Below are 21,210 nucleotides of genomic sequence, written 5' to 3' on the forward strand. Positions count from 1 at the left end.
TTCAGGGTTATTGCTCTGGACGTAGCGTTACCTTTTGCCCAACCGCGACACCATATTTGGCAAACCAGCCGCGCGGCATTTCCAGCGCGGCGATTACCGGCTGCTTTGCAGGCACTGGTGTTTCATCATAGGGTTCAAGCGTAATCAGCTCTGCAATAGTCCAGTTGGCATCAATATAAGCCACATCCAGCGGCATAGCGGTATTTAGCATCCACAGTGAAATCTCTGTTGGCTCGCGGTACAACAATAACATGCCCGGGTCTGCACTTTGCTGAAACATCAGCCCCTGTGCGCGCTTTTGCGGTGTATCTGCCAACTGCACCTGTATACGCTGCTCGCCAAGCTGCAACGGCACCAGGCTGAATACTTCCCGCTCATCTGCCGGTAAAGCACAGGCCAATAACGGCATTGCCAAAACCAGCATAACTAAAAATCGTTTTATCATCGGTTTATCCTTGTAACAGGTAGCTTAAGGCAATACCGGCGAACACCAGCATCCCCACATAGTGATTATGTAAAAACGCACTAAAACAGCCCTGACGACTGCGTCTGGCAATAATATACTGATAAATAAAGCAGCCAGCAGCGGCAATAAGGCTGAGGTAATACACCAGATGTAATTGTGCCAAATACCCCACTGTAACCAGCAGCAGTAAAGTACACAACTGCAACAGCGCAATAATGGCTAAGGCATATTTGCCAAATAAAATAGCGGTAGATTTAATGCCTACCTTTACATCATCCGGCCGGTCTACCAGCGCATAGTAAGTGTCATACGCTACTGTCCATAGCAAGTTCGCAACGTAAAGCAGCCACAGTATGGGCGGCAACTGTAACTGAATAGCCATAAACGCCATTGGCATACCCCAGCTAAAAGCCGCGCCCAGCACCACCTGCGGCAAATGGGTGTAACGTTTCATAAAGGGATACACCGACGCCAGCAGTAAAGCCACCACCGATAACAATACTGTCTGCCAGTTTAAAAAAAGCAATAAACCGGCAGACAGCAACACCAGCAGAGCGAATAACTGCAGCGCTTCACTACTGCTTATCGCACCGCTGGCCAGGGGCCGCTGTTTAGTGCGCTCTACCGCACCGTCCCATTTGCGATCGGCGTAATCGTTAATTACGCAACCGGCGGCGCGCATTAACACCACACCAGCGCTAAACACCAGCAGCAAACACAACGCCGGCGGGCCTTCGGCAGCCAGCCACAGTGCCCACCATGTCGGCCATAGCAGCAAATACGTCCCTATCGGCTTATTTATCCGCATCAGTTGCAGGTAATAATCACGATGGGCCCAGTGCAGCGCCAGTTTCATCACAAGGTCGCTTCCAGTTTACTGATATCAGGCAAAAAGGCTTCAGCTACCAGCAGTGGCTGGCCTTGCAACTGAAATACCGAGCGGCGCACATAACAGCGCGCAGCAATATTCAGTTGAGGCAGCATAACGTCAAGCTGCGCTGCCTCAATAGTGCCGCGGTGCAGGCTCTGATGCTGAAAAATATAGTCACCCAAAGGCCGCTCGCCTAAATCGGCCAGCGGGCGCAGCGTGGCGATAGTTTGCTCGGGTAGCCAGCTTTGAGCATACACACAGGGCATATCGTTGCACCACAAAATTACTTCCCGCACCTGCGCTGCAGTAGTGTCAGGTAACAAGGGTTGTAAAAATTCGGGTAATACGGCGCTGTGCTCCTGTAATACCTGCAGACGAAAACGCTGACAATGCCGCTTTAAACGTGCGGTCAGCGAGGCGGGTTCTAAAATCCACGGCGCTAACGCGGCCGGTAACGCCAGGGTATTGGCGTCCTGCCAGTGCCGGGCAAGAGAAATCAGGGGAGTGCTCACAAATATCTATTCTGCAACCAAAAGTCTGGCCGCATCATAGCAACTTCAGGCTGACTTTTCAGCCGTAATCAACACAGAAAAACGGCTTACTGTAAACTAAGTTAGCTGGTAAAATGCCACGCTTAACGCTACTGTTAGTGTCGTTGCCGCCATTTATTCCTCAACCAAAAGTGATACTTATGATCAAAAGCCTGCTGCTTTCTCTGGTGCTGTCAGTGCCGCTGCTATTAGCAACCCCCCCCGCTGTTGCACAGCAGCCAAAAGAAATTGTCTATTACGGTTTTGACCCGGATATCGTAACTAACTATATTTCCGGCAACCGCCGCAGCCTGGGTTATATCCGCGTTACTGTCGAGCTGATGATCGAAGATAAAGCTTATCTGACCGCTATTGAACATCATGAACCGCTGATACTGGATCTTATTATCGGCACCTTTACCAAACAGCCGGAAGATAAAATAAAGTCGCTTACCGGCCGTGAAGAAATTCGCCTGGCTATTTTAGATAAACTGCAGCAGGCGATGAAAAAAGAAACCGGCAACGCTATGATCAGAGATATTTTATTTACCAAGTATCTATATCAGTAGCACCTGTCTCAGTAAGCCCTTTATTGCGCATGTCCACGGCCTGTGTGTTTACGCAGCAACCAGGCCCAACCCATACCGGCTAGTAAACCTCCCAGATGCGCCCAGTTTGCCATGCTTACCCAAAGTACATCGAAAAACCCCAGCAATAACCATAACAACATAAACCCAACCAGCCCCGGGCTAATATACAAACCCTGCGCCGGGTTTAGCCGCCCTGCTATCCAGAAATAACCAAATAAACCGTATACCACGCCAGATAAGCCGCCAAAATTAGGAGTAACCATAAAGTACTGCGCAGCATTTGAAATAAGCGCCACCGACAGGGTGACATTCAGCAACATTACCAGCCCCAGCCGTTGCTCAAACTGACGCCCCAGATACAACCACCATGCCAGATTAAACACCAGATGAGTTAACGAAAAATGCAATAGCATCGGCGTAAACCAGCGCCACAGCTGGGCGGGCTCAGTAAGCTGCAGGGCACCGCTGCTGCTGCGCCAGTCTACTTGCTGCCACAGATACACCAACAGGCATAACAGCAACAGTGCAGACGTTAAAGGTGCCTGACGCCACAGCTCGCGCCAGTTAAACACCGGCAAGCCATCATCCTGCAATTTTTGCGTGTCTGGCTGGCTTAGTTGCCAGGCCGCGGCCTGATACCGCGGATGCGCCGGCTGCTGTAAAAAACGGGCAAACTCCTGCTCTATCCGCGCCAACTGCTCTGTTGCACCATACAGCTCTGCCAGCGTTGGCTGCTGCACTACTGCATTTACTTCAAGCCCCTGCGCTACGCAGTAAGCAGCAAATAGTTGTGCCGCCTTAGCAGAATTTAACTCGGCAAATTTATGCACTGTCGCCACTCACAAAAGGTAACTGCTGGCGCCAGCTTTCAAAGCCGCCATCCATGCTGTATACCTGTTCAAAACCTTGCTGGGCTAAATATTGTGCCGCGCCCTGGCTGGAGTTACCGTGGTAACACACCACCACGACTGGCTGTTCAAACTCATACTGCTGCATAAAGCCAGTTAAGCTGCCATTGGTCAGATGAAAAGCCCCATCAATATGGCCACCGGCAAAGCTTTGCTCATCGCGGATATCGGCAATAACTACCTTACCTGCAGCCAGTAATTCAGCCGTTTGTGCCACAGAAATATGTTGAAAATCGCTCATAATTACCCCTCAATGTCAGGCTGGCTATGATACCGCAGCTATCAGGAATTACCAGCCAGACACATCGCAGCCCCAACCACCGCAGTTTAATGCTAGTTAAACAAGAATCGCTGGACACTGATTAAATTATTGTTAACAATAGCAACCTACATTACCGTAACCTCGGAGACATCATGACCAGCCTGATTATTCTGGCTATTTTAGTTGCCATAGTATTCTGGGTTATCAGCATTTTTAATCAGCTGGTAAAACTGAAAAACCGTTTTCAGAACGCCTTTGCCCAAATTGAAGTGCAGCTAAAACGCCGCTACGACCTGATCCCCAATCTGGTTGAAACTGCCAAAGCCTACATGGCACACGAGCGCGACACGCTTGAGGCCGTTATTAATGCCCGTAATGCAGCACTGGCCGGGTTAAAAGTTGCAGCAAACAACCCGGGCGATGCCGGAGCTATCAGTGCCTTAGCCGGAGCTGAAGGCGCATTGCAAAGTGCCATGAGCCGCTTAAATGTGGTAATGGAAGCCTACCCGGATTTAAAAGCCAACCAGAATATGATGCAGTTATCTGAAGAGCTTACCAGCACCGAAAACCGTGTAGCCTTTGCCCGTCAGGCTTTTAATGACGCGGTTACCGATTACAACAGCTACAAACAAAGCTTTCCACCGGTCCTGCTTGCTTCCGCTTTTGGCCATGCAGCAGATGCCAAGCTGCTGGAGTTTGCTGACAGCGCCGCCATTCAGGCCGCACCTAAAGTCAGCTTTTAAGTAGCATGGCAAAACATGAGCAGTAACTTTTTTGCCCAGCAGGATTTAGCCCGGCGTAATACCCGCATTTTAGTGGTGCTGTTTACACTGGCAGTCCTGCTGCTGTTGATGCTGACCAATGTTATCGCCTTAATTAGCCTGGGCTTTGTTGACCCGGCTTTTTTATCATCCCTGCACTGGCAAACCCTGCCCTGGCATCTGGTAGGCTGGGTCAGTATCGTCGTACTGGCTGCCGTAACCATAGCCGTGTTGTTTAAATGGCAGCAGCTGAGGGCTGGTGGTAAGGTAGTAGCCGAATCGCTCGGTGGTATACGGTTATTACCCGACAGCCAGGACCCACTACAACGGCGCTTGCTTAACGTGGTAGAAGAAATGGCACTGGCCGCCAATACGCCGGTGCCGCCGGTATATTTACTGCCAGAACAGGGCATTAATGCTTTTGCTGCCGGTTACAGCCCGGCTGATGCGGTAATTGGCGTTACCCAGGGTTGCCTGGAGCAATTAAACCGCGACGAATTACAAGGCGTTATAGCCCATGAATTCAGCCATATTTTAAACGGTGATATGCGGATGAATATCCGCCTGATTGCCATCTTAAATGGCATCCTGTTTCTTGGACATATTGGCTACTACATGCTGCGCGGCAGCGGTAGAGCAGGTGCCATACGTGCCAGCAGCCGCTCTTCCGGTAACAGTAAAAACAATGGCGGCGGCATAGTGCTGCTGGCGCTGGGCTTAGTGGTAATAGGCTATTTAGGCTCTTTCTTTGGTAACCTGATTAAAGCGGCAGTAAGCCGCCAACGCGAGTTTCTGGCCGATGCCTCTGCCGTGCAATTTACCCGCAACCCACGCGGTATCGCCGGGGCGTTAAAAGCCATTGGCAGCCACAGCGGCTCGAGTAAAATTAAAAACCAGAATGCCGACGAAAACAGCCATTTGTTTTTTGGTGAAGCGATTAGCCGCTGGGCGTCAATTTTTGCCACACATCCGCCACTGGCCACGCGGATAAAACGCCTGGAACCCCATTGGAACGGCAAATTCCCCACAGCCCGGGCCGCACAAACGGCAGTTGATGCTACCGCCGGCACCAATGAAGCTAAGCCCACTAATACTGAGCGCCTGCAACAGGCGTTACCTTTATTGCTGCTACACAGCAGCCGCCAGACAGAGCCCGCTACCGCGCTGGTGTGTTGTTTGCTACTGCAGCAGGATCACGATATCCGCCAAAAACAATTGCAGCTGATTAAAGAGCTGGGCTCAGCCAGTTTATTGCAGCAAACCGATCAACTGTGTGACAGCGTGGCAAGCCTGGATACACTACAACAAGTGCAGTTATTGCAGCGGTTGATCCCGGCATTGAAAACCTTATCCGAAAGCAAATTCCGCCAGTTTGAACAATTGTTACAGGCACTGATACAGGCTGCCGGCTCACCGGATATCGGTAGCTGGCTGGCACGCGAATTTGTAGAGCACAGCGTGGCAGTGCAGTTTGACCCAGAGCAGATAAGCCGTAAATACTCGGGTAAAACCCTGACCCAACTAAAACCTGCAGTTAGCGCACTGCTGTCTTTGGTTAGCCAGGTTGCCGGTGACACTGCCAAGCAACAACAGGCCTGGCAGGCTGCCGCTGCTGTATTGCCTTTTACCGCTGACAGCTCCAGGCCCGATTTCAGCTTTACCAGCCTCAGCCAGCAACTGCCGCACTTGCTGGCACTGGCACCGCAGCAAAAGCAACAATTGTGGCAGGCTATTGAAGCCGGTGTGCGGGCAGACGAGCTGCTGGTAACACAAGAGCAGGCATTACTGCTGGCATTGGCGCTGTTACTGGAAATACCCTATCAGCCCGGAGCGTAATTTACCGCTTAATTAATCCATATCAGCCGGTATTGCCGTTATCATTACAGTTCACCCTTTAGCATCTGCTTAATTTCAGGTAAAATTAGCGGCCATTTTTTCAGCAGGAAAACGTCATGACCGATAATCGATTATTTCTGATGTACGATACGTCATTTGACGAGATGGATGCTGAGGGCAGCCCGAGTTTTGGCTATGTGCTGGTGTTTAACAGCGAAGACGCCGAACAATATCAGGCCGGTGAAAACCCGTCCTGCCCGGCCGTATCTATGATGTTTACCGACCATGCCGATGGTGCTATCAGTGGTGACTTACTCGGCTGGGCCCATCTGGATGCCGACATTTTCCAGCAATTCCCATTAGGCCACTTTTTATTATTGATGGAACAAGCCGCCCAGGTTGCCATTAATGCCTACCGGCAGGTTGGCCAGGTACCAGATCGCTTAGTGGCTCAGCATCTTGGTGATGAAGAGCTGATCCAGTTCGATGTGCAATTTAACGATCTGCAACTGAACGAACAACAAAACGAACAGCAACTGGCGCAGCAGCTGATGTCCGGCCGCCCCTATCTCGACTCGTAGTAGACAGAGTAGTGGCAATAAATACCCTAAAACTGTTTTGCATTTCACCCTAGCGGCTTTTACTATTAGCCGCTGAGTTGGCAGTTTGTTACCGGAGAAGGTGTTATGGCGCATGCCATTGATATGTCAGCAATTGAACAAGCGTTAGACGGCTTTACCATACCACCGCAACCGGAGATCCTGCAGCATATTCAGCAACAACTGGATATGCCGGAACCCAGCATTAAACGCATCGCCGCGCTGATAAACCTCGATATCGGTATTGCCGGTTTTACATTAAAAGTGGTGAACTCAGCTTTCTTTGGCCTGCGGCATAAAATTACCTCTGTTGAACATGCCTGCAAATTTCTTGGTGTTAGCCGGGTATTAAAACTGGTGCGCAGCGTGCTGGTACGCTTTACGCTGTCTGAAGGGCGGGATGACAAATTCAGCCTGAAACTTTGGTCCAGCGCATTGCAAACCGGCAATATCGCCATGACACTGGCCAGGCATTTTAATTTTAGCCAGGATATTCAGGACGACTGCTACAGCCTGGGCCTGTTTCATAACGCCGGTATTGCGCTTATTCAGCAGCAGGTGAGCAACTATGAACAACTGCTGCAGCAAGGCTTGCAACAAGGCCGGGGTTACAGCGAAATTGAAGAGCAGTATTTTCATACCTGCCACGAGGTATTAGGCTTTCTGGTGGCACAGTCATGGGGCTTAACGCCAGAGTTGTGCAATGTTATTGCCTATCACCACAGCCCGGCACTGATGTTGGAAACCGACAGTGAACTGGAAAAACAACTTTTTGCCTTGCTAAAACTGGCAGAGCACTTCAGTGGCGAAAGCCGCCAGCTATTTAATATTACGCTGGACCCGGAATGGGAGCTGCACAAAGGCGCCATTCTCGAAGTATTGGATATAGAACCGCTGCAATTGCCTGAACTGGCCGAACTGCTGCACCGCCAACACATCAATACCGTTTACTCAGTCTGATCATGCCGCACCAAAAACTGCATTTACCGGAAAAACGCTGTCCGGTATGCGGCCTGATGTTTAGCTGGCGTAAAAAGTGGCAACGTAACTGGGAGCAGGTAGTGTATTGCTCAGAGCGTTGCCGTCGCCATAAAACGGCCAACCCGGCCCAAAGCTGATGAAAATTATACTGGCGCCGATGGAAGGCGTGGTCGATCACCTTATGCGCGATATGCTGACACGTATTGGCGGCTACGACTTATGCATTACTGAATTTATCCGCATAGTAGACCAAAAACTACCGGCACGGGTATTTACCCGCTTTTGTCCAGAGCTGCAAAACGGTGGCAAAACCTTTGCCGGTACGCCGGTGCGGGTGCAACTGTTGGGGCAAGACCCAAACTGGCTGGCCGAAAATGCCGTACGCGCGGTAGAACTGGGCTCGCCCGGCGTTGATTTAAACTTTGGCTGCCCGGCCAAAACGGTAAATAAGAGCCGCGGCGGTGCTGTGCTGCTAAAAGAAACCGAGCAACTGTACCTTATAGTTAAAGCCGTGCGCGATGCCGTGCCGGCGGCCTTCCCGGTAAGTGCTAAAATCCGCCTCGGTTATGACGATACCAGCTTAACGCTGGCCAATGCTGCTGCTATTGCCAGCGCGGGTGCCAGCATGCTTACCGTGCACGCCCGCACCAAAAGCGACGGCTACCGGCCACCCGCGTACTGGCCATGGATCGCAAAAATTAAGCAGCAAGTGAGTATACCGCTGGTAGCCAATGGCGAAATCTGGAACGCCGCTGATGCTGCCCTGTGCCAGCAACAAGCCAATTGCAGCAATATTATGCTCGGCCGTGGCGCATTGGCCATGCCAAACCTGGCACAAAGCATACGCACCGGTGCTGCCGCTATGCCCTGGCCGCAAGTGCTGGAGCTGCTAATGCGCTACTCTGAATTTGAGATCAGCGGCGATAAAGGCCAGTACTATGCAAACCGTATCAAACAATGGTTTAGCTATTTAAAGCTGCAGTACCCACAAGCCGCCGACTTATTTCAGCAACTGCGTGTACTGCGTAAAAGCAGCGATATTCTGGCGACATTAAATCAGGCACTGCTGCATAGCCAGCACGCTTAGGCCGCATTGACGCAAAGTTTTTTATAAAGGCTATACTCCTCAGACAGTTAGTTTAAGGAGTGTGCTTTATGCCAATACAGGTTGCCGTGCTGAAGGAAAGCCGGCCACACGAAAAGCGTGTTGCCATGGTGCCCGCCGTGGCTGATAAACTGAGTAAGCTGGGCTGCGATATCTGCCTGCTCAGCGGCGCAGGCCTTAGCAGTAAATTACCCGACAGCGCCTATACAACGGCGCGCTTTGTTAATACAGAGCAAGAACTGCTGGCAACAGCCAATATAGTGCTGGCAGTGCAGCCCCCTACAGCTGAGCAAATTAACCTGCTGCCGCCCGGCTGCATGTTGCTTAGCTTTGTTTATCCGCATAAAGAACCCGACCTTACCCGCTTACTGCGCGATAAGCACATTACCTGCTTTGCTATGGAGCAGGTACCGCGTATCAGCCGGGCCCAGGCCATGGATGCGCTGTCATCTCAGGCGGCGTTAGCCGGTTACTATGCTGCCCTGCTCGGTGCTACTAAGCTGGCGCGTATCTTACCGATGATGACCACCGCCGTTGGCTCAATCCGCCCGGCCCGCTGCCTGGTAATGGGCCTGGGTGTTGCCGGTTTACAGGCCTTAGCCACCGCACGGCGTTTAGGCGCAATAACTGAAGGCTATGACGTACGGCCCGAAACCAAAGAGCAGGCCGAATCCTTAGGTGCCAAATTTGTTGATACCGGCGTCGATGCCCGCGGCGAAGGCGGCTATGCCCGCGAGCTGACACCAGAAGAAAAAGACAAAATTGCCAGTGTCGTCACCCGGCATATTCAGCAGGCCGATATTGTTATTACCACGGCAGCCATACCGGGACGGCCTTCACCTAAGCTGATTAGTAAAGCCCAGGTAGATGGCATGAAACTGGGCGCAGTGATCATTGATTTAGCGGCTGAAGGCGGCGGTAACTGCGAATACAGTGTGCCCGGTGAAACCATTACACAGGGCCAGATCACCATAGCAGCGCCGTTAAATGTACCTTCGATGCTGGCTGAACATGCCTCAGAGCTGTACGCCAAAAACCTGCTGAATTTATTGCAGCTGTTTATTGTAGATGGCGAAATTAAACTGGATTGGGATGACGAAGTGCAGGCAAAAACCGTACTGACGCATCAGGGCGAGATCAAACCTGCAGCAGTAAAAACTGCGCTGGAACAGCAATAACCTGGCATTATTTTTGGGGAGCATTATGGACTACACCACCACCATTTTAACCGGCTTTGTCGCGCTGTATATTTTTATGCTGGCTGCTTTTACCGGTTTTGAAATTATCGGCCGCGTACCAGCCATTTTGCATACACCGCTGATGTCCGGCTCTAACTTTATTCACGGCATTGTAGTGGTAGGCGCGCTGTGGGCGCTGTTAAACGCCAGCTCGTTACCCGAGCAGATCATCGGCTTTCTCGGCGTGCTGTTAGGCGCAGGCAATGCTGCCGGTGGCTATGTAGTAACCGAGCGCATGCTGCAAATGTTTAAACCTTCCAGCAAAACCAATAAGGAGTAAGGCATGAACGCAGCTTTACTCATCGACAGCAGCTATTTTATTGCCGCCTTTTTGTTTATCTACGGCTTAAAGCGTATGTCTTCACCGCTCACGGCACGCTCCGGCATCGTTGTTGCCGGTATTGGTATGGTGCTGGCCGTGCTGGCCAGTTTTTTATATACGCTGGATGTCAACGAAGCCGCCAGGCCACATCTTAGCACTAACCTTACACTGGCATTGATTGCACTGGCACTTGGCCTTGGCTGGGCCTGGCGCAGCGGTAAAACAGTAGCCATGACCGAAATGCCACAGATGGTAGCGCTGTATAACGGCATGGGCGGCGGCGCAGCAGCGGCGATTGCCGCAATAGAGCTGATTGGCTACAAAACCCACGGCTCAGTGTCACTAAGCCTGGCGGTTCTGGGCGGGCTAATTGGTGCTGTGGCGTTATCCGGCTCGCTTATCGCCTGGGCAAAACTGGATGGCCGCATCAATAAAACCCTGCGCTTTGGCTCCTTGCAACTGGTAAACGGCAGCCTGCTGTTAGTACTGCTGGCAATTGGGGTGTACATTATCTGGCAAGGCGGCATGGTAAGCTGGCCGGTGTTTGCCGCATTCTTTGCCCTGGCGCTGATTTACGGCGTAATGATGACGATGCCGATTGGCGGCGCTGATATGCCGGTGGTCATTTCGTTGTACAACGCCTTTACCGGTTTAGCTGTTGGCTTTGAAGGTTATGTGCTGAATAACCCGGCCTTGATGATCGCCGGTATGGTGGTTGGCTCGGCCGGCTCTTTACTGACACTACTGATGGCCAAGGCGATGAACCGCTCTGTGGCCAATGTACTGTTTTCTAACTTTGGTGAGCTAAGCGATGAAGCGCAGGGTGATATGGCCGGCAGCCAAAAACCAATTGATGCCAGCGACGCCGGCATTAATATGCGTTACGCCAGTAAAGTGATTATTGCACCGGGTTATGGCCTGGCGGTAGCCCAGGCGCAGCACAAGCTGTACGAACTGGTAAAACTGCTGCAGGACGCCGGGGTAGAAGTAAAGTTTGCCATTCACCCGGTAGCCGGCCGTATGCCGGGCCATATGAACGTGTTATTGGCCGAAGCCGGAGTACCGTACGATATTATCTTTGATATGGAGGATATTAACGGCGAGTTTAAAGAAGCCGATGTTGCCATAGTGATTGGCGCCAACGACACAGTAAACCCGGCGGCACGTACTAATAAAAGCTCGCCGATTTACGGCATGCCGGTGCTCAATGTCGATATGGCTAAACAGGTGTACGTGGTAAAACGTGGCCAGGGTAAAGGTTATTCCGGCGTAGAGAACGCACTGTTTTACGCCGACAATACGCAGATGGTATACGGCGATGCACAAAAGGTGATGGTATCGATGATCCAGGCGATTAAATCACTCGGCGGCGGGCATTAACCGACACAGTGAGAACCGTTACCGGTTTAATTGCTGTTGGCACAACTGTGCCAGTGTTTGTAATGCCCGCTCCAGCCTTGCGTCCTGCGCTACCGCGCAGTTTAAACGGATAAAGTTACGGTAGCCCGCGCTACCGGCTGGTGCTGTGGGCGAAAATATAGTCCCCGGTGCTATACTGATTTTTTCCGCCAGGGCCTGCTGTGCCAGCTCGTAACCATCTACGTCTTGTGGCAGCTCGACCCAGAGTACAAAGCCGCCCTGAGGCTGGCTAACCCGGGTGCCGGGCGGAAACAAGCGGCCAATACTGCCGCTGATACGTTGCACCGCCGCTTCATACTGCGGCCGTACCTGGCGCAAATGCCGCTCATACTGGCCGCTTTGCAACAGCTTCGCCACCGCTAATTGTGGCAATGCTGCGGTACTTATATTGCTGATAAACTTCAGGTATTCTATTTTTGCCGTATGTTTTGGTGCTATGACCCAGCCCAGGCGTAAATCCGGCGACAGCGTTTTAGAAAAAGTGCTGCAGTAAAAAATATCCTGTTGTGGCGCCAGCGCTAAACAACTGCCCGGCCGCGGCCCGGTAAAGCCTAAATCGCCGTAGGTATCGTCTTCTATCAACGGTATGCCACGCTGTGCCAGCAACTGCACTATGCGCTTTTTATTGCCGTCCGGGATCAGGCTGCCCAGCGGATTACTGTAGTTAGCAATCAGCACACAGGCCTTTACCGGCCATTGCTCAAGTGCTTGCTGCAACACGTCAGGCGCCATGCCGGTTTGTGCGTCGGTGGGCAGTGCCAGCGCTTTTAAGCCAGCCGCCTCCAGTGCCTGCAGCAAACCATAAAACGCTGGCGATTCTATCACTACCACATCGCCAGGCTGCGTCACAGCCTTTAAACTCAGCATCAGCGCTTCCTGGCAACCATTGGTAATAATGACATCGTCTTGCGATACGACAGCGCCATGTAACGCCATACGCCGCGCTATTTCACGACGTAATTCGACCGCGCCGCGGCTGGCTTCGTAGCGCATTAAGCGCGCCGGTTCGGTTTTTATTACTTGTTGCAGTGCTTTTTGCAACGCGTGCTGTGGCAGGTAAACCGCAGCCGGTACCGCAGCGCCTAAGCGCATATAAGCCGGATCGGCTGCGGCTTTAGATAACGACAACGCTATCTGCTGGCTACAAACAATAACCGGTTCGGCCGCTTGCTGCAGCGGTACACTACTGAGTGGTGGTGGCTGATAACGCGGTTTAACAAAGTAACCGCTGCGGCTATTGGCCTGTAAGTAACCGTCAGCTTCCAGCCGCCGGTAGCTGGCCACCACGGTAGACACGCTAAGCGCCCGGCGTTTGGCCAGTTCGCGTACGCCCGGCAAGCGTTCACCACAGCCATATTGGCCCTGCTCTATTTGTTGTTGCAGTTCGGCAGCCAGTTGTTGATAACGAAAACTCACACGCCCTCCTTTGGTTTAGCTAACTCCACTGCAACGCCTGCCATAACGGTGGTAAAACCGATAATGCCAGCAAAGCACCCATTGCCCGGTTAAACCAGCGCCGTTGCTCCGGTGCTGTCAGTAAGCGTTTTAAACCGGCACCAAACATCAGCCAACTGATAGTGCAGGGCAAACCCACCAGCAAAAATACCAGCGCAATCAGTGTCAGTTGCTGCCAATACACGCCCTGCAAGCTGGTAAAAGCCGCAATAGCACCGGTAATCATTACCCAGGCTTTGGCATTTACCCACTGAAACAACAGTGCCTGAGTAAAACTAAGCGGTTTACTGTTGCCCGTTTCTATTTGCTTTGGCTCAGCGCTGGCAATTTTCCACGCCAGATACAGCAAATATACCGAGCCAACTAATTTTATCAGCTGATGTAGTAATGGCTGTTGCTGCAAGATCAGCCCGGCACCCAGCCCTACCGCCAGTAACATCAGTAAAAACCCCAGCTGAATACCGGCCAGATGCGCCAGGCTTTTTTGCACGCCGTAATTAACACCGGACGACATAATCATAATATTATTCGGCCCGGGTGTAATACTGGTGGCAAAGGCAAAAAAAACTAAGGTCCAGAATAACTCCATGCTGCTTGCTCCTGTTTACTTACGTTAAGCCACCACAGTAGCGCGCCCCTCCGGCAGAAAATATACACAGAACAGCGCAAAATAAGCAGTACAGATAAAATTAAAGTAACAGTAAAACAATACAGCCTGAGCCAAGTGCTTACATCAGGCTATCAGGTCACACCAGCGGTGCAATAAACAATTAATTACACAAAACATTCTGCTACTAACTCATGATTAACAGCTTTGTAGTCGCTAAACTTAAAAACATCCTGATTTTTATATTTATTGTGGAGTAATGGGTATGGGCCTTTGGTCTTTTGTTAAACCGGCCGCTAACAGACACACTGTGTCGGCCTGGTTGCTTGTGTCTGCACTGGCATTAGCGGTGTCAGGCTGTGGTGGTGGCAGCGACAGTGCGGATAGTGCGCCGCCGGTTGCCACACCACCGGTCGTAACACCGCCAACGCAAACTCCGCCCCCGGCAGACGATCTGCCCGAGCCGGCTCTTGAAAACGCGCCAAGCGCAGACATTAAACCGCTACCCAAACCGGGTGGCCCGTCATTACCACCACCGCCGGCTGAACTCAGGCTGTCGGCAGCTTATAATAAAAGCACCGCTGCAACAGCGGTATTTGCGGTATCTGCCAGCTCGTCCGGCGATGAAAACAACAACAACACTGCAGCTAAAGCTATAGACGGCGATTTAACCAGCCGCTGGGAAAGTGCCTGGGGCAATGGTGTGGCCGATGCCGACAACGCCTGGTTACAGTTTGACTTTGGCGCCAAAACCGCCATTGGTTATATCAAGCTGCACTGGGAAAACGCCTACGCTGAAGAATACGCCATTTATATTTCTGATGATGGCCAAGACTGGTATCAGCTACGCTACGTTACCGGCGCCCAGGGCGGCACTGAAGAGTTTTTTAATCTGGATATCGATGCCCGCTATGTTCGCCTGCAAGGCATCAGCCGCCACACCCGGTATGGTTATTCACTGTTTGAAGTCGAATTTAAAACGCCGGGCAGCGACAACTCCTTGCCGCGGTTGGATACCTCCTATGTGCCCTACCCGCTAAGTGGCAATGGCCGCCAGCCACTGCCGGCCCCGGATGAGCCGGTTGAAAGCGTGCGCTTTACTCTGGCTGACGGCACTCTGGTTACCCGGTTTGGTATGGTTGGCCGCTCCCGCCACGCCCGCGAACGCGGTGAAGAATGGAACGAAATTGGTTTTGGCCTGAACGAAACCGTCGACGCCCAGGGCAACCCCGCTGATAAAGGCCCTGGTGCGCACTTAAACTTTGTTGCCAACTACTTTAAAAACCGTACCTGGGGCGTCGAGTTTATTGATAACAGTAATGTAGCCGGTGTTACCGCACCAAGGATTATCGTCAACCAGTATTACCTGCAAGCGCAAAAAGGCGGTGGCCACTCTTTTGTGCGCCGTTTTGATGAGCCCAACGTTACCGGTTTTGGCTGGATGAGCCCAGGCCGGCTGCTGGACAACTCCACTTATCTGAGTGACGGAGCCCCCTGCCCGGTAGTGCAAAAGCCCGCCAATGGTGTGCTGTTAAACCCCAACACTGGCTACAACGGTATCATTGGTGCAAATGACGGCTGCAGCGTGGTGTTTGACACCTACCCCGGCCACAGAGCCCTTTCGGCTAATGCCGATGGCGTAATGGTGCCCAATGGTAATAACGTAGCAGCACGGGCGCTGAAAAAAGGCGATATTATTGAGTTTACCGGCTCGTTCTTCTCTACCCGTGAAGTGATGGATGCCATTGGCGATAACGGCGGCTTTCGTTATTACACCAACGAGCTGACCTACGTCATGGGCCAGGGCTTGCGCCCCTGGTACGGTGTGCAACCGCGGTTAATGAACCAGCCACTGCCAGACAGCACTCTGCAAGGCGGGCTGGGCTCGGTATCATACGATTATGCCGACAACGCTACCTTTATATTTCAGCAGCCACACAACAATATTGGCATGCAAAATATGCAGCGCTTTATGGAAGGCCGCCGCTGGCTGCACACCAACTTATGGACCGGCGAACATAACGAAGATGGTAATGATCGCAATGACGCAGGCCGGTTGCTGCAAGGTCCGCGTTTTAACCAGTCATCCTGTTTTAACTGTCACGTTAGCAATGGCCGCAGCGTAGCGCCAACAGTAGTAAACCAGCGCCTTGATACTATGGCAATACGTACCGGCGTCACCGGTACCGACGCCAACGGCAATTACCTGCCACACCCTATATACGGCCAGGCAATGCAGATGAATGCGCGCTCAACCACCACAGGCGCTGTGCAAAACTGGGGCAATGCGGCTGTGGTTGCCGGTTTCACCACAAAAAATGTACAACTTGCCGACGGTACCGTGGTTGAACTGCGTAAACCGGAAATCGCCTTTGAAGGCCCGACGCCTGAAGCTTATTCCGTGCGCTCGGCGCAGCCATTAATCGGTATGGGCCTGCTTGAAGCCATTGCCGATGAAACCATTTTGGCCCGGGTACGCACCACCCCCGATGCCGACGGCGTGCTGGGTACCGCCAACTACGCTTATGATCCGGAAACCGGCGACGTGCGTTTAGGCCGCTACGGCTGGAAAGCAGGGAAAGTCAGCCTGCGCCACCAGGTAGCCAATGCCGCCCTGTTGGATATGTCGGTAACCTCATCTATTTACCCGAACCGCAACTGCCTGGCCGGGGCAACGCACTGTGATGCGGCCAGCGGCACAGAGCCCGGCTTACCAGATGAAGCGCTGCAGTTAATGACAGAATATCTGCACCTGTTAGCCGTACCGGCACAGCGCAGCCTGGTCAGTGGTTTTCCTAAAGGCGTATCGCCCATGGCGTATCTGGATGTTGAGCCGGCAAAAATAGCCCAGGGTGAGCAAGTGTTTAAAGCCATCCGCTGTAATGCCTGCCATGTCAGCGAAGTGCAAACCAGCGCCCGCTCGGCGTTTGACGAAGTGCGTAACCAGACTATCCGGCCTTATACCGATATGCTGTTACATGATATGGGCGAAGAGCTGGCCGATAACTTCGCCGAAGGCTTAGCAGGCGGCAGCATGTGGCGCACGCCCGCGTTATGGGGCATAGGCTACACCGAACACGTTGCCGCCGGTACACCGGTAGGTTATTTACACGACAGCCGCGCCCGCACACTAACCGAAGCCATTTTATGGCACGGCGGCGAAGCTGAAGTGATTAAAAACCGCTTTATCAACTTACCCACCGAAGAGCGCCAGGCGCTGCTGGCTTTCCTCAAATCGCTGTAATATAAAGCCCCGGTGCTTACCAGGCACCGGGTTTTCACTCTCTGGTCACTTAGTCACTTTCAGCTATCTTGTCCCTGCTCTTGCTGTGCCACAAGCTGCAGGCTTACGGCATAGACAGATATTCCGCCGCGCAGTACACTGAGGCGCTATTTTATTAACAAACAAGGCTATACCAGTGAATACAGAAAATTTGTCTGAAGCACAAATTGCAGAAATAAAAAGCAACTTCGATTTTTTTGACCGTGACGGCAATGGCCGGATTGATTTAACCGAGTTTATCGAACTGCTTACGACTTTGGCCCCCAAAACCAAAGTCAGCCATGTTGAAGAGGGTTTTAAGCTTATCGACACCAATAATAACGGTTATATCGACTTCGCCGAGTTTTTAGACTGGTGGCAAGACTGCTGGTGGGAATACTAAAATCAAAGGGCAAGGCCGCAGCCGGCCCTAACCGGCAAAACTAATTTTGCCGGTGGTTGCGCCCGATATACCCGAGCGGGCGTTACTGAATATTTCTTCGATTTAACATCTACTTAAAAGGCAAAGGAATAACCGGGGTAATGGCAATATCTTCCAGGCACTGCTTTAGTAACAGCTGCTCAGCTTTATAGATTTTAGAGATTGAACCATCGTCCGTTTTAACATCTACCACTAAGCAGGCACAGCTAAAACCGCCGTTTCTATTGGTACGAACAAAATTATCCTTATTCTCCATGCCCAGAAAAGCCAGAGCCATTGACTCATCATCAACGCTATAGCCTCCTTGTATAGAAATAGCCCAGCTGCCGTCTTTATCTGACAGCCAGACATTGGCAGATGTCGGGTTTTCAAGCCAACCGCACCTGGTGTCCGCAGAGTAAGCGTAAGAAGATACAAAAATGGACAATGCTATTAAATACTTCATGTGAAATCCTGCAGCCTGCTACGGCGTACAACAGTGGAAATGGCTAAACGCTGCCAACAACTGCCGAATGTAGTTCATTTAGCCAAACTATAAGCCACTGCAACACCGGCCACTACACTAATATCAAGCTCATTTGTGGTGTTTTATCCTTGCCATTACACGAATCGTATTAATTATTTCTGTTCTGGTAATAAGCAGGCAGTCTTTGCCTATTCACTTGCACCAATTATGTCGTGACCGTAGGAGTTATCTATCGAACACAGCCATTCACCATTTGGCGACTTTTCAAAGACATAAGTAGCTTTACGCTCTGTCTCAGGATAATTTGGACCTGATACAATAGTTTTTGCCAATACCAGCACCGTGTTACCTGATTCCAGAATTTCCAGACCATTTTGCTTCACTTGCAAGCCGTTCTTAAAATAGACGGCGATTTTCTTAAATGCTTCCAGAATTTGAGCTTTACCAACCGCATTCACGCCTGGCATCACTACCAGAACTGCATTGTCAGTATAAATATCCATTAGCGTTTCAAAATCTTCAGCAACGATGGCTCTATCAGCTTTTTCTATTTGTAGTTCGACTAAATGGCGATTCATTAAAAATTACTCCTTTATGTACTTAAGGTACGCCTTTGCATTCTTACTAATTAATGGTGAAAACGACTAAAACATTGGCCGCTGGTTTATAGCTTATAAGCAAACATAACATAACCAACTAATTTTAAAAGATAAAAATACTGGCATAACAGTTGATTGCTTAATGATAAAACACCGCATGTTTAACATTAAAAGGATCAACACTATGAACAGAACACTGGTTATTATCTTATTAGTTGTTGTAGGTATTTACTGCTTACCTACTTTACTGGCTGTGGCCGCGACCATTTTTGCTATTGTGATCGGCGTTTTCGGCGCTATTCTCGGCGTAGGTATCTCATTAGTGGTAACGCTGTTGCCGGTTATTATTGTCGGCTACCTGATCTGGTGGCTGGTGCGTGACAACCGCCGTAACCGCCAGTATTGAGCGGTGTTCTGCATAGCAGGGGGCTAGCGTAAGCCCCCCGACAGAAACCTTACTCATGCCCCCACGGCGCGGGGGGCAATTCAGCTAAAGGTCGGCTGAGATCAAAATCGATGCGCCAGCTCCAGTCATTGCCGCGCACTGTGCCGTAGGTGTAACGCACGCCCGGCTCTATCTCAATGCGCCAGCCACGAAAATAACCAGACTCTGTTGTTCTTTCTAACGACTGAAATTCCTGCCGGATCGCTGTGCCCTCACCATAGGAAAAACCGCCATACATAGTGACACTATCGTTATGCCCGTCTTTGGTGCGATGATCGTGACGTAACTCCAGTTTGTCTGCATGTTTGGTATAGATCCAGGTGCGCGAACGGTTCCAGTCTTGTGCAGCTTCCAGTTCTATATGGAACGGCAACTTTAGCTGCGTTTCACTGCAGTCACGAAAGTGCACAATCAACAGCTCGGTGCCGGTTAGCATAGTGTCACCCTCTGGCGCCAGTGTCAGCTTACCGGGATAGGCTTTGCCGCACTGCACACTTAACTGCTGAAAAAACTGCTCAAAGGCTTTATCCGGTGGGGTTTGAGCATGCGCCTGCAGGCTGAAAGACAGCAGCAGGCTGCTTATTAAAGTCATTTTTTTCATCGGTTTGATGCCATGTGAAGTAAGTAGTTAAGCCAAACACACTAAACAAAAACCGCCTATTGCACCAGAGCAGAATTGGGCATTAGCTGTTATTACGACAACCTATAGCCTAATCAGCAAAACTCACCTTACCCATAGTAACGCCCGGGATACCCTCGCGGGCGTTGCTGAATTTTTGTTTACCGCCGACTAAACATTCATTCGCCAATACGGCAAATAATACTGCTTCTTTCGCGTCGGGGTTTATGCCTAAATCATGGGTGGTTTTAATGCTTACGCCCGGCAGTGCAGCCTGAATTTGGGCCATTAACAACGGGTTATGAATACCGCCGCCGCTGGCGTAAATAACAAACTGCTCTAGTTTTGCTGTGGTTTGCTTAATAGCGCTGATAATCATATCGGCACTAAAACAATTTAGTGTGGCCATAATATCGGCATGGCTTAACTGCTCTGTGCCACTTACCTGCTGCGCCTTAGCAAGATAGGCCAGATTAAACACCTCCGGCCCGGTGGTTTTAGGAAAACCCAGCGCAAAAAAGCTATCTTGCTTTAACGCCCCCAGTAAAGGCTCACTAACCTTTCCGGCTTTGGCCAGCAGGGAGTTTTCATCAAAATACTTACCCGGATAATGCTGTTGAATAAACGCATCCATCATAGTATTGCCGGGGCCAATGTCGCTGCTAAATACTGCTTCGGCGTCCAGTGTTTGTGGCAGCCAGGTAAAGTTAGCTATGCCGCCGATATTCAGCATAATGCGGTTTTCGCTATTGCTGCTAAACAATAAATAATCGCCATATACCGCTAAGGGTGCACCCTCGCCGCCTGCAGCAATATGTTTTTGCCGAAAATCACTCAGCGTAATAATACCGGTGGCCATGGCTAAATGGTCACCATCGCCAATTTGCAGCGTGGCATTACCGTAATCGGCCAGATTATGCTGGCGTTTAGGGCAGTGAAAAATGGTCTGGCCGTGGCTGGCTATTACGTCAACATCAGCAGCCGTCAACTGCCACTGTTCCAGGCACTGGTTAATCATGCGGCCGTGTTCCAGGCCTATCCACGGGTTTAACAGCGTTACTGCCTGCAGGTCTACTTCACGTTTGGAAAACACTGCTTTTACCCGCTGCTTGTAGCCGGCGTCGTAATCTACCGTGGTGAACTGCAGTAAGTTAATGCGGGTATTGAGGCCATCGCCGCTGAGTTCGCACAGTGCCACATCCAGGCCGTCGAGTGAGGTGCCGCTCATCAGGCCAATAACTTTACGGCTGGGTTTGGCGGCAATATTAAACAAGTTCTGAATATGTGCGTGCATAGGTTTTCCTGTTGAGGCTGAAGCAAAACTATTGTTGCAAACTGTAGCATGAATAATTTATCCGACAACACCAAGATTTACACTAAATAAAATTGCATAAAATTTCGCATTGGGGTATATATTCATCGAAAGC

General features: G+C 51.1%; 24 protein-coding genes. 13 read left to right on the forward strand and 11 right to left on the reverse strand.

The features are described from left to right. Window positions 1–7: 7 nt before the first annotated feature. The 3 genes from BLW68_RS08795 to BLW68_RS08805 are packed head-to-tail and all read right to left on the reverse strand — an operon-like array spanning window position 8 to window position 1,849. On the reverse strand, window positions 8–445 hold the full coding sequence (locus tag BLW68_RS08795) for a DUF192 domain-containing protein (RefSeq protein WP_092792411.1): 438 nt from the start codon (window positions 443–445) through the stop codon (window positions 8–10). A 4-nt stretch (window positions 446–449) separates the two neighbouring features. Further along, a complete protein-coding gene (ubiA, locus tag BLW68_RS08800; protein ID WP_092792412.1) occupies window positions 450–1,322 on the reverse strand; it encodes a 4-hydroxybenzoate octaprenyltransferase in 873 nt (290 codons plus the stop codon). Then, entirely contained in the window at window positions 1,322–1,849 is a 528-nt protein-coding gene (locus BLW68_RS08805) for a chorismate--pyruvate lyase family protein (protein WP_092792414.1), read from the reverse strand. Before BLW68_RS08805 ends, ubiA begins: the two co-directional genes overlap by 1 nt. A 179-nt stretch (window positions 1,850–2,028) precedes the next feature. On the opposite strand from BLW68_RS08805, the gene BLW68_RS08810 reads away from it, so the two are divergent. Next, complete coding sequence (locus tag BLW68_RS08810; protein WP_092792642.1) at window positions 2,029–2,436, forward strand: flagellar basal body-associated protein FliL; 408 nt, start codon at window positions 2,029–2,031, stop codon at window positions 2,434–2,436. Window positions 2,437–2,456: 20 nt separating this feature from the next. On the opposite strand, the gene glpG is transcribed toward BLW68_RS08810, so the two are convergent. Together glpG and glpE are read right to left on the reverse strand one after the other, a co-directional pair. Then, the gene (gene glpG / locus BLW68_RS08815; RefSeq protein ID WP_245728302.1) at window positions 2,457–3,296 is read right to left on the reverse strand and encodes a rhomboid family intramembrane serine protease GlpG; all 840 of its coding nucleotides are present in this window, start codon (window positions 3,294–3,296) and stop codon (window positions 2,457–2,459) included. Further along, window positions 3,280–3,606 carry a thiosulfate sulfurtransferase GlpE gene (gene glpE, locus BLW68_RS08820; RefSeq protein ID WP_092792418.1) on the reverse strand — a complete coding sequence of 109 codons (327 nt, stop codon included), beginning with the start codon at window positions 3,604–3,606 and terminating at the stop codon, window positions 3,280–3,282. Before glpE ends, glpG begins: the two co-directional genes overlap by 17 nt. Before the next feature lie 173 nt (window positions 3,607–3,779). Here glpE and BLW68_RS08825 point away from each other — a divergent pair, with 173 nt between their 5' ends. From BLW68_RS08825 to BLW68_RS08865, 9 genes are all read left to right on the forward strand, one after another. Further along, window positions 3,780–4,370, forward strand: coding sequence for a LemA family protein (locus tag BLW68_RS08825; protein ID WP_092792420.1), 591 nt, complete (start codon window positions 3,780–3,782; stop codon window positions 4,368–4,370). A gap of 15 nt (window positions 4,371–4,385) precedes the next feature. Continuing rightward, window positions 4,386–6,224 carry a M48 family metallopeptidase gene (locus BLW68_RS08830; protein ID WP_092792422.1) on the forward strand — a complete coding sequence of 613 codons (1,839 nt, stop codon included), beginning with the start codon at window positions 4,386–4,388 and terminating at the stop codon, window positions 6,222–6,224. A gap of 116 nt (window positions 6,225–6,340) precedes the next feature. After that, on the forward strand, window positions 6,341–6,805 hold the full coding sequence (locus BLW68_RS08835) for a hypothetical protein (protein WP_092792424.1): 465 nt from the start codon (window positions 6,341–6,343) through the stop codon (window positions 6,803–6,805). Between the two features lie 105 nt (window positions 6,806–6,910). Then, on the forward strand, window positions 6,911–7,783 hold the full coding sequence (locus tag BLW68_RS08840) for an HDOD domain-containing protein (protein WP_092792426.1): 873 nt from the start codon (window positions 6,911–6,913) through the stop codon (window positions 7,781–7,783). A gap of 2 nt (window positions 7,784–7,785) precedes the next feature. Next, the gene (locus tag BLW68_RS08845; RefSeq protein ID WP_092792429.1) at window positions 7,786–7,941 is read left to right on the forward strand and encodes a DUF2256 domain-containing protein; all 156 of its coding nucleotides are present in this window, start codon (window positions 7,786–7,788) and stop codon (window positions 7,939–7,941) included. Further along, the gene (dusC, locus tag BLW68_RS08850; protein ID WP_092792431.1) at window positions 7,941–8,891 is read left to right on the forward strand and encodes a tRNA dihydrouridine(16) synthase DusC; all 951 of its coding nucleotides are present in this window, start codon (window positions 7,941–7,943) and stop codon (window positions 8,889–8,891) included. The genes BLW68_RS08845 and dusC overlap by 1 nt, the downstream gene beginning before the upstream one ends. A 68-nt stretch (window positions 8,892–8,959) precedes the next feature. Next, a complete protein-coding gene (locus tag BLW68_RS08855; protein WP_092792433.1) occupies window positions 8,960–10,087 on the forward strand; it encodes an NAD(P) transhydrogenase subunit alpha in 1,128 nt (375 codons plus the stop codon). 25 nt (window positions 10,088–10,112) lie between these two features. After that, window positions 10,113–10,427, forward strand: a complete 315-nt coding sequence (locus BLW68_RS08860; protein WP_092792435.1) for an NAD(P) transhydrogenase subunit alpha part 2 — start codon at window positions 10,113–10,115, stop codon at window positions 10,425–10,427. A 3-nt stretch (window positions 10,428–10,430) separates the two neighbouring features. Further along, window positions 10,431–11,849, forward strand: a complete 1,419-nt coding sequence (locus tag BLW68_RS08865) for an NAD(P)(+) transhydrogenase (Re/Si-specific) subunit beta (protein ID WP_092792437.1) — start codon at window positions 10,431–10,433, stop codon at window positions 11,847–11,849. Window positions 11,850–11,867: 18 nt separating this feature from the next. Here the strand turns inward: BLW68_RS08865 and BLW68_RS08870 are convergent, their stop codons facing one another. Together BLW68_RS08870 and BLW68_RS08875 are read right to left on the reverse strand one after the other, a co-directional pair. Next, window positions 11,868–13,304: an aminotransferase-like domain-containing protein gene (locus tag BLW68_RS08870; RefSeq protein WP_092792439.1), complete on the reverse strand. Its 1,437-nt coding sequence runs from the start codon at window positions 13,302–13,304 to the stop codon at window positions 11,868–11,870. A gap of 19 nt (window positions 13,305–13,323) precedes the next feature. After that, the gene (locus BLW68_RS08875) at window positions 13,324–13,932 is read right to left on the reverse strand and encodes a LysE family translocator (RefSeq protein WP_092792441.1); all 609 of its coding nucleotides are present in this window, start codon (window positions 13,930–13,932) and stop codon (window positions 13,324–13,326) included. Window positions 13,933–14,215: 283 nt separating this feature from the next. On the opposite strand from BLW68_RS08875, the gene BLW68_RS08880 reads away from it, so the two are divergent. Both BLW68_RS08880 and BLW68_RS08885 read left to right on the forward strand, forming a co-directional pair. Then, on the forward strand, window positions 14,216–17,194 hold the full coding sequence (locus BLW68_RS08880; protein ID WP_092792442.1) for a di-heme oxidoredictase family protein: 2,979 nt from the start codon (window positions 14,216–14,218) through the stop codon (window positions 17,192–17,194). 175 nt (window positions 17,195–17,369) lie between these two features. Continuing rightward, window positions 17,370–17,615, forward strand: coding sequence for an EF-hand domain-containing protein (locus tag BLW68_RS08885; protein WP_092792444.1), 246 nt, complete (start codon window positions 17,370–17,372; stop codon window positions 17,613–17,615). A gap of 109 nt (window positions 17,616–17,724) precedes the next feature. Here BLW68_RS08885 and BLW68_RS08890 read toward each other — a convergent pair whose 3' ends face one another. Both BLW68_RS08890 and BLW68_RS08895 read right to left on the reverse strand, forming a co-directional pair. Next, on the reverse strand, window positions 17,725–18,099 hold the full coding sequence (locus BLW68_RS08890; protein ID WP_092792445.1) for a DUF4087 domain-containing protein: 375 nt from the start codon (window positions 18,097–18,099) through the stop codon (window positions 17,725–17,727). Between the two features lie 209 nt (window positions 18,100–18,308). After that, on the reverse strand, window positions 18,309–18,698 hold the full coding sequence (locus tag BLW68_RS08895; RefSeq protein ID WP_092792447.1) for a YybH family protein: 390 nt from the start codon (window positions 18,696–18,698) through the stop codon (window positions 18,309–18,311). 205 nt (window positions 18,699–18,903) lie between these two features. Here BLW68_RS08895 and BLW68_RS08900 point away from each other — a divergent pair, with 205 nt between their 5' ends. Then, window positions 18,904–19,125: a hypothetical protein gene (locus BLW68_RS08900; protein ID WP_068233148.1), complete on the forward strand. Its 222-nt coding sequence runs from the start codon at window positions 18,904–18,906 to the stop codon at window positions 19,123–19,125. Window positions 19,126–19,174: 49 nt separating this feature from the next. On the opposite strand, the gene BLW68_RS08905 is transcribed toward BLW68_RS08900, so the two are convergent. After that, window positions 19,175–19,765, reverse strand: coding sequence for a hypothetical protein (locus tag BLW68_RS08905; protein ID WP_092792448.1), 591 nt, complete (start codon window positions 19,763–19,765; stop codon window positions 19,175–19,177). Between the two features lie 109 nt (window positions 19,766–19,874). Continuing rightward, the gene (locus tag BLW68_RS08910; protein WP_092792450.1) at window positions 19,875–21,077 is read right to left on the reverse strand and encodes an anhydro-N-acetylmuramic acid kinase; all 1,203 of its coding nucleotides are present in this window, start codon (window positions 21,075–21,077) and stop codon (window positions 19,875–19,877) included. Between the last annotated feature and the right edge of the window lie 133 nt (window positions 21,078–21,210).

The organism is Rheinheimera pacifica, assembly GCF_900108485.1.
GTDB classification, from domain to species: Bacteria; Pseudomonadota; Gammaproteobacteria; order Enterobacterales; family Alteromonadaceae; genus Alishewanella; species Alishewanella pacifica.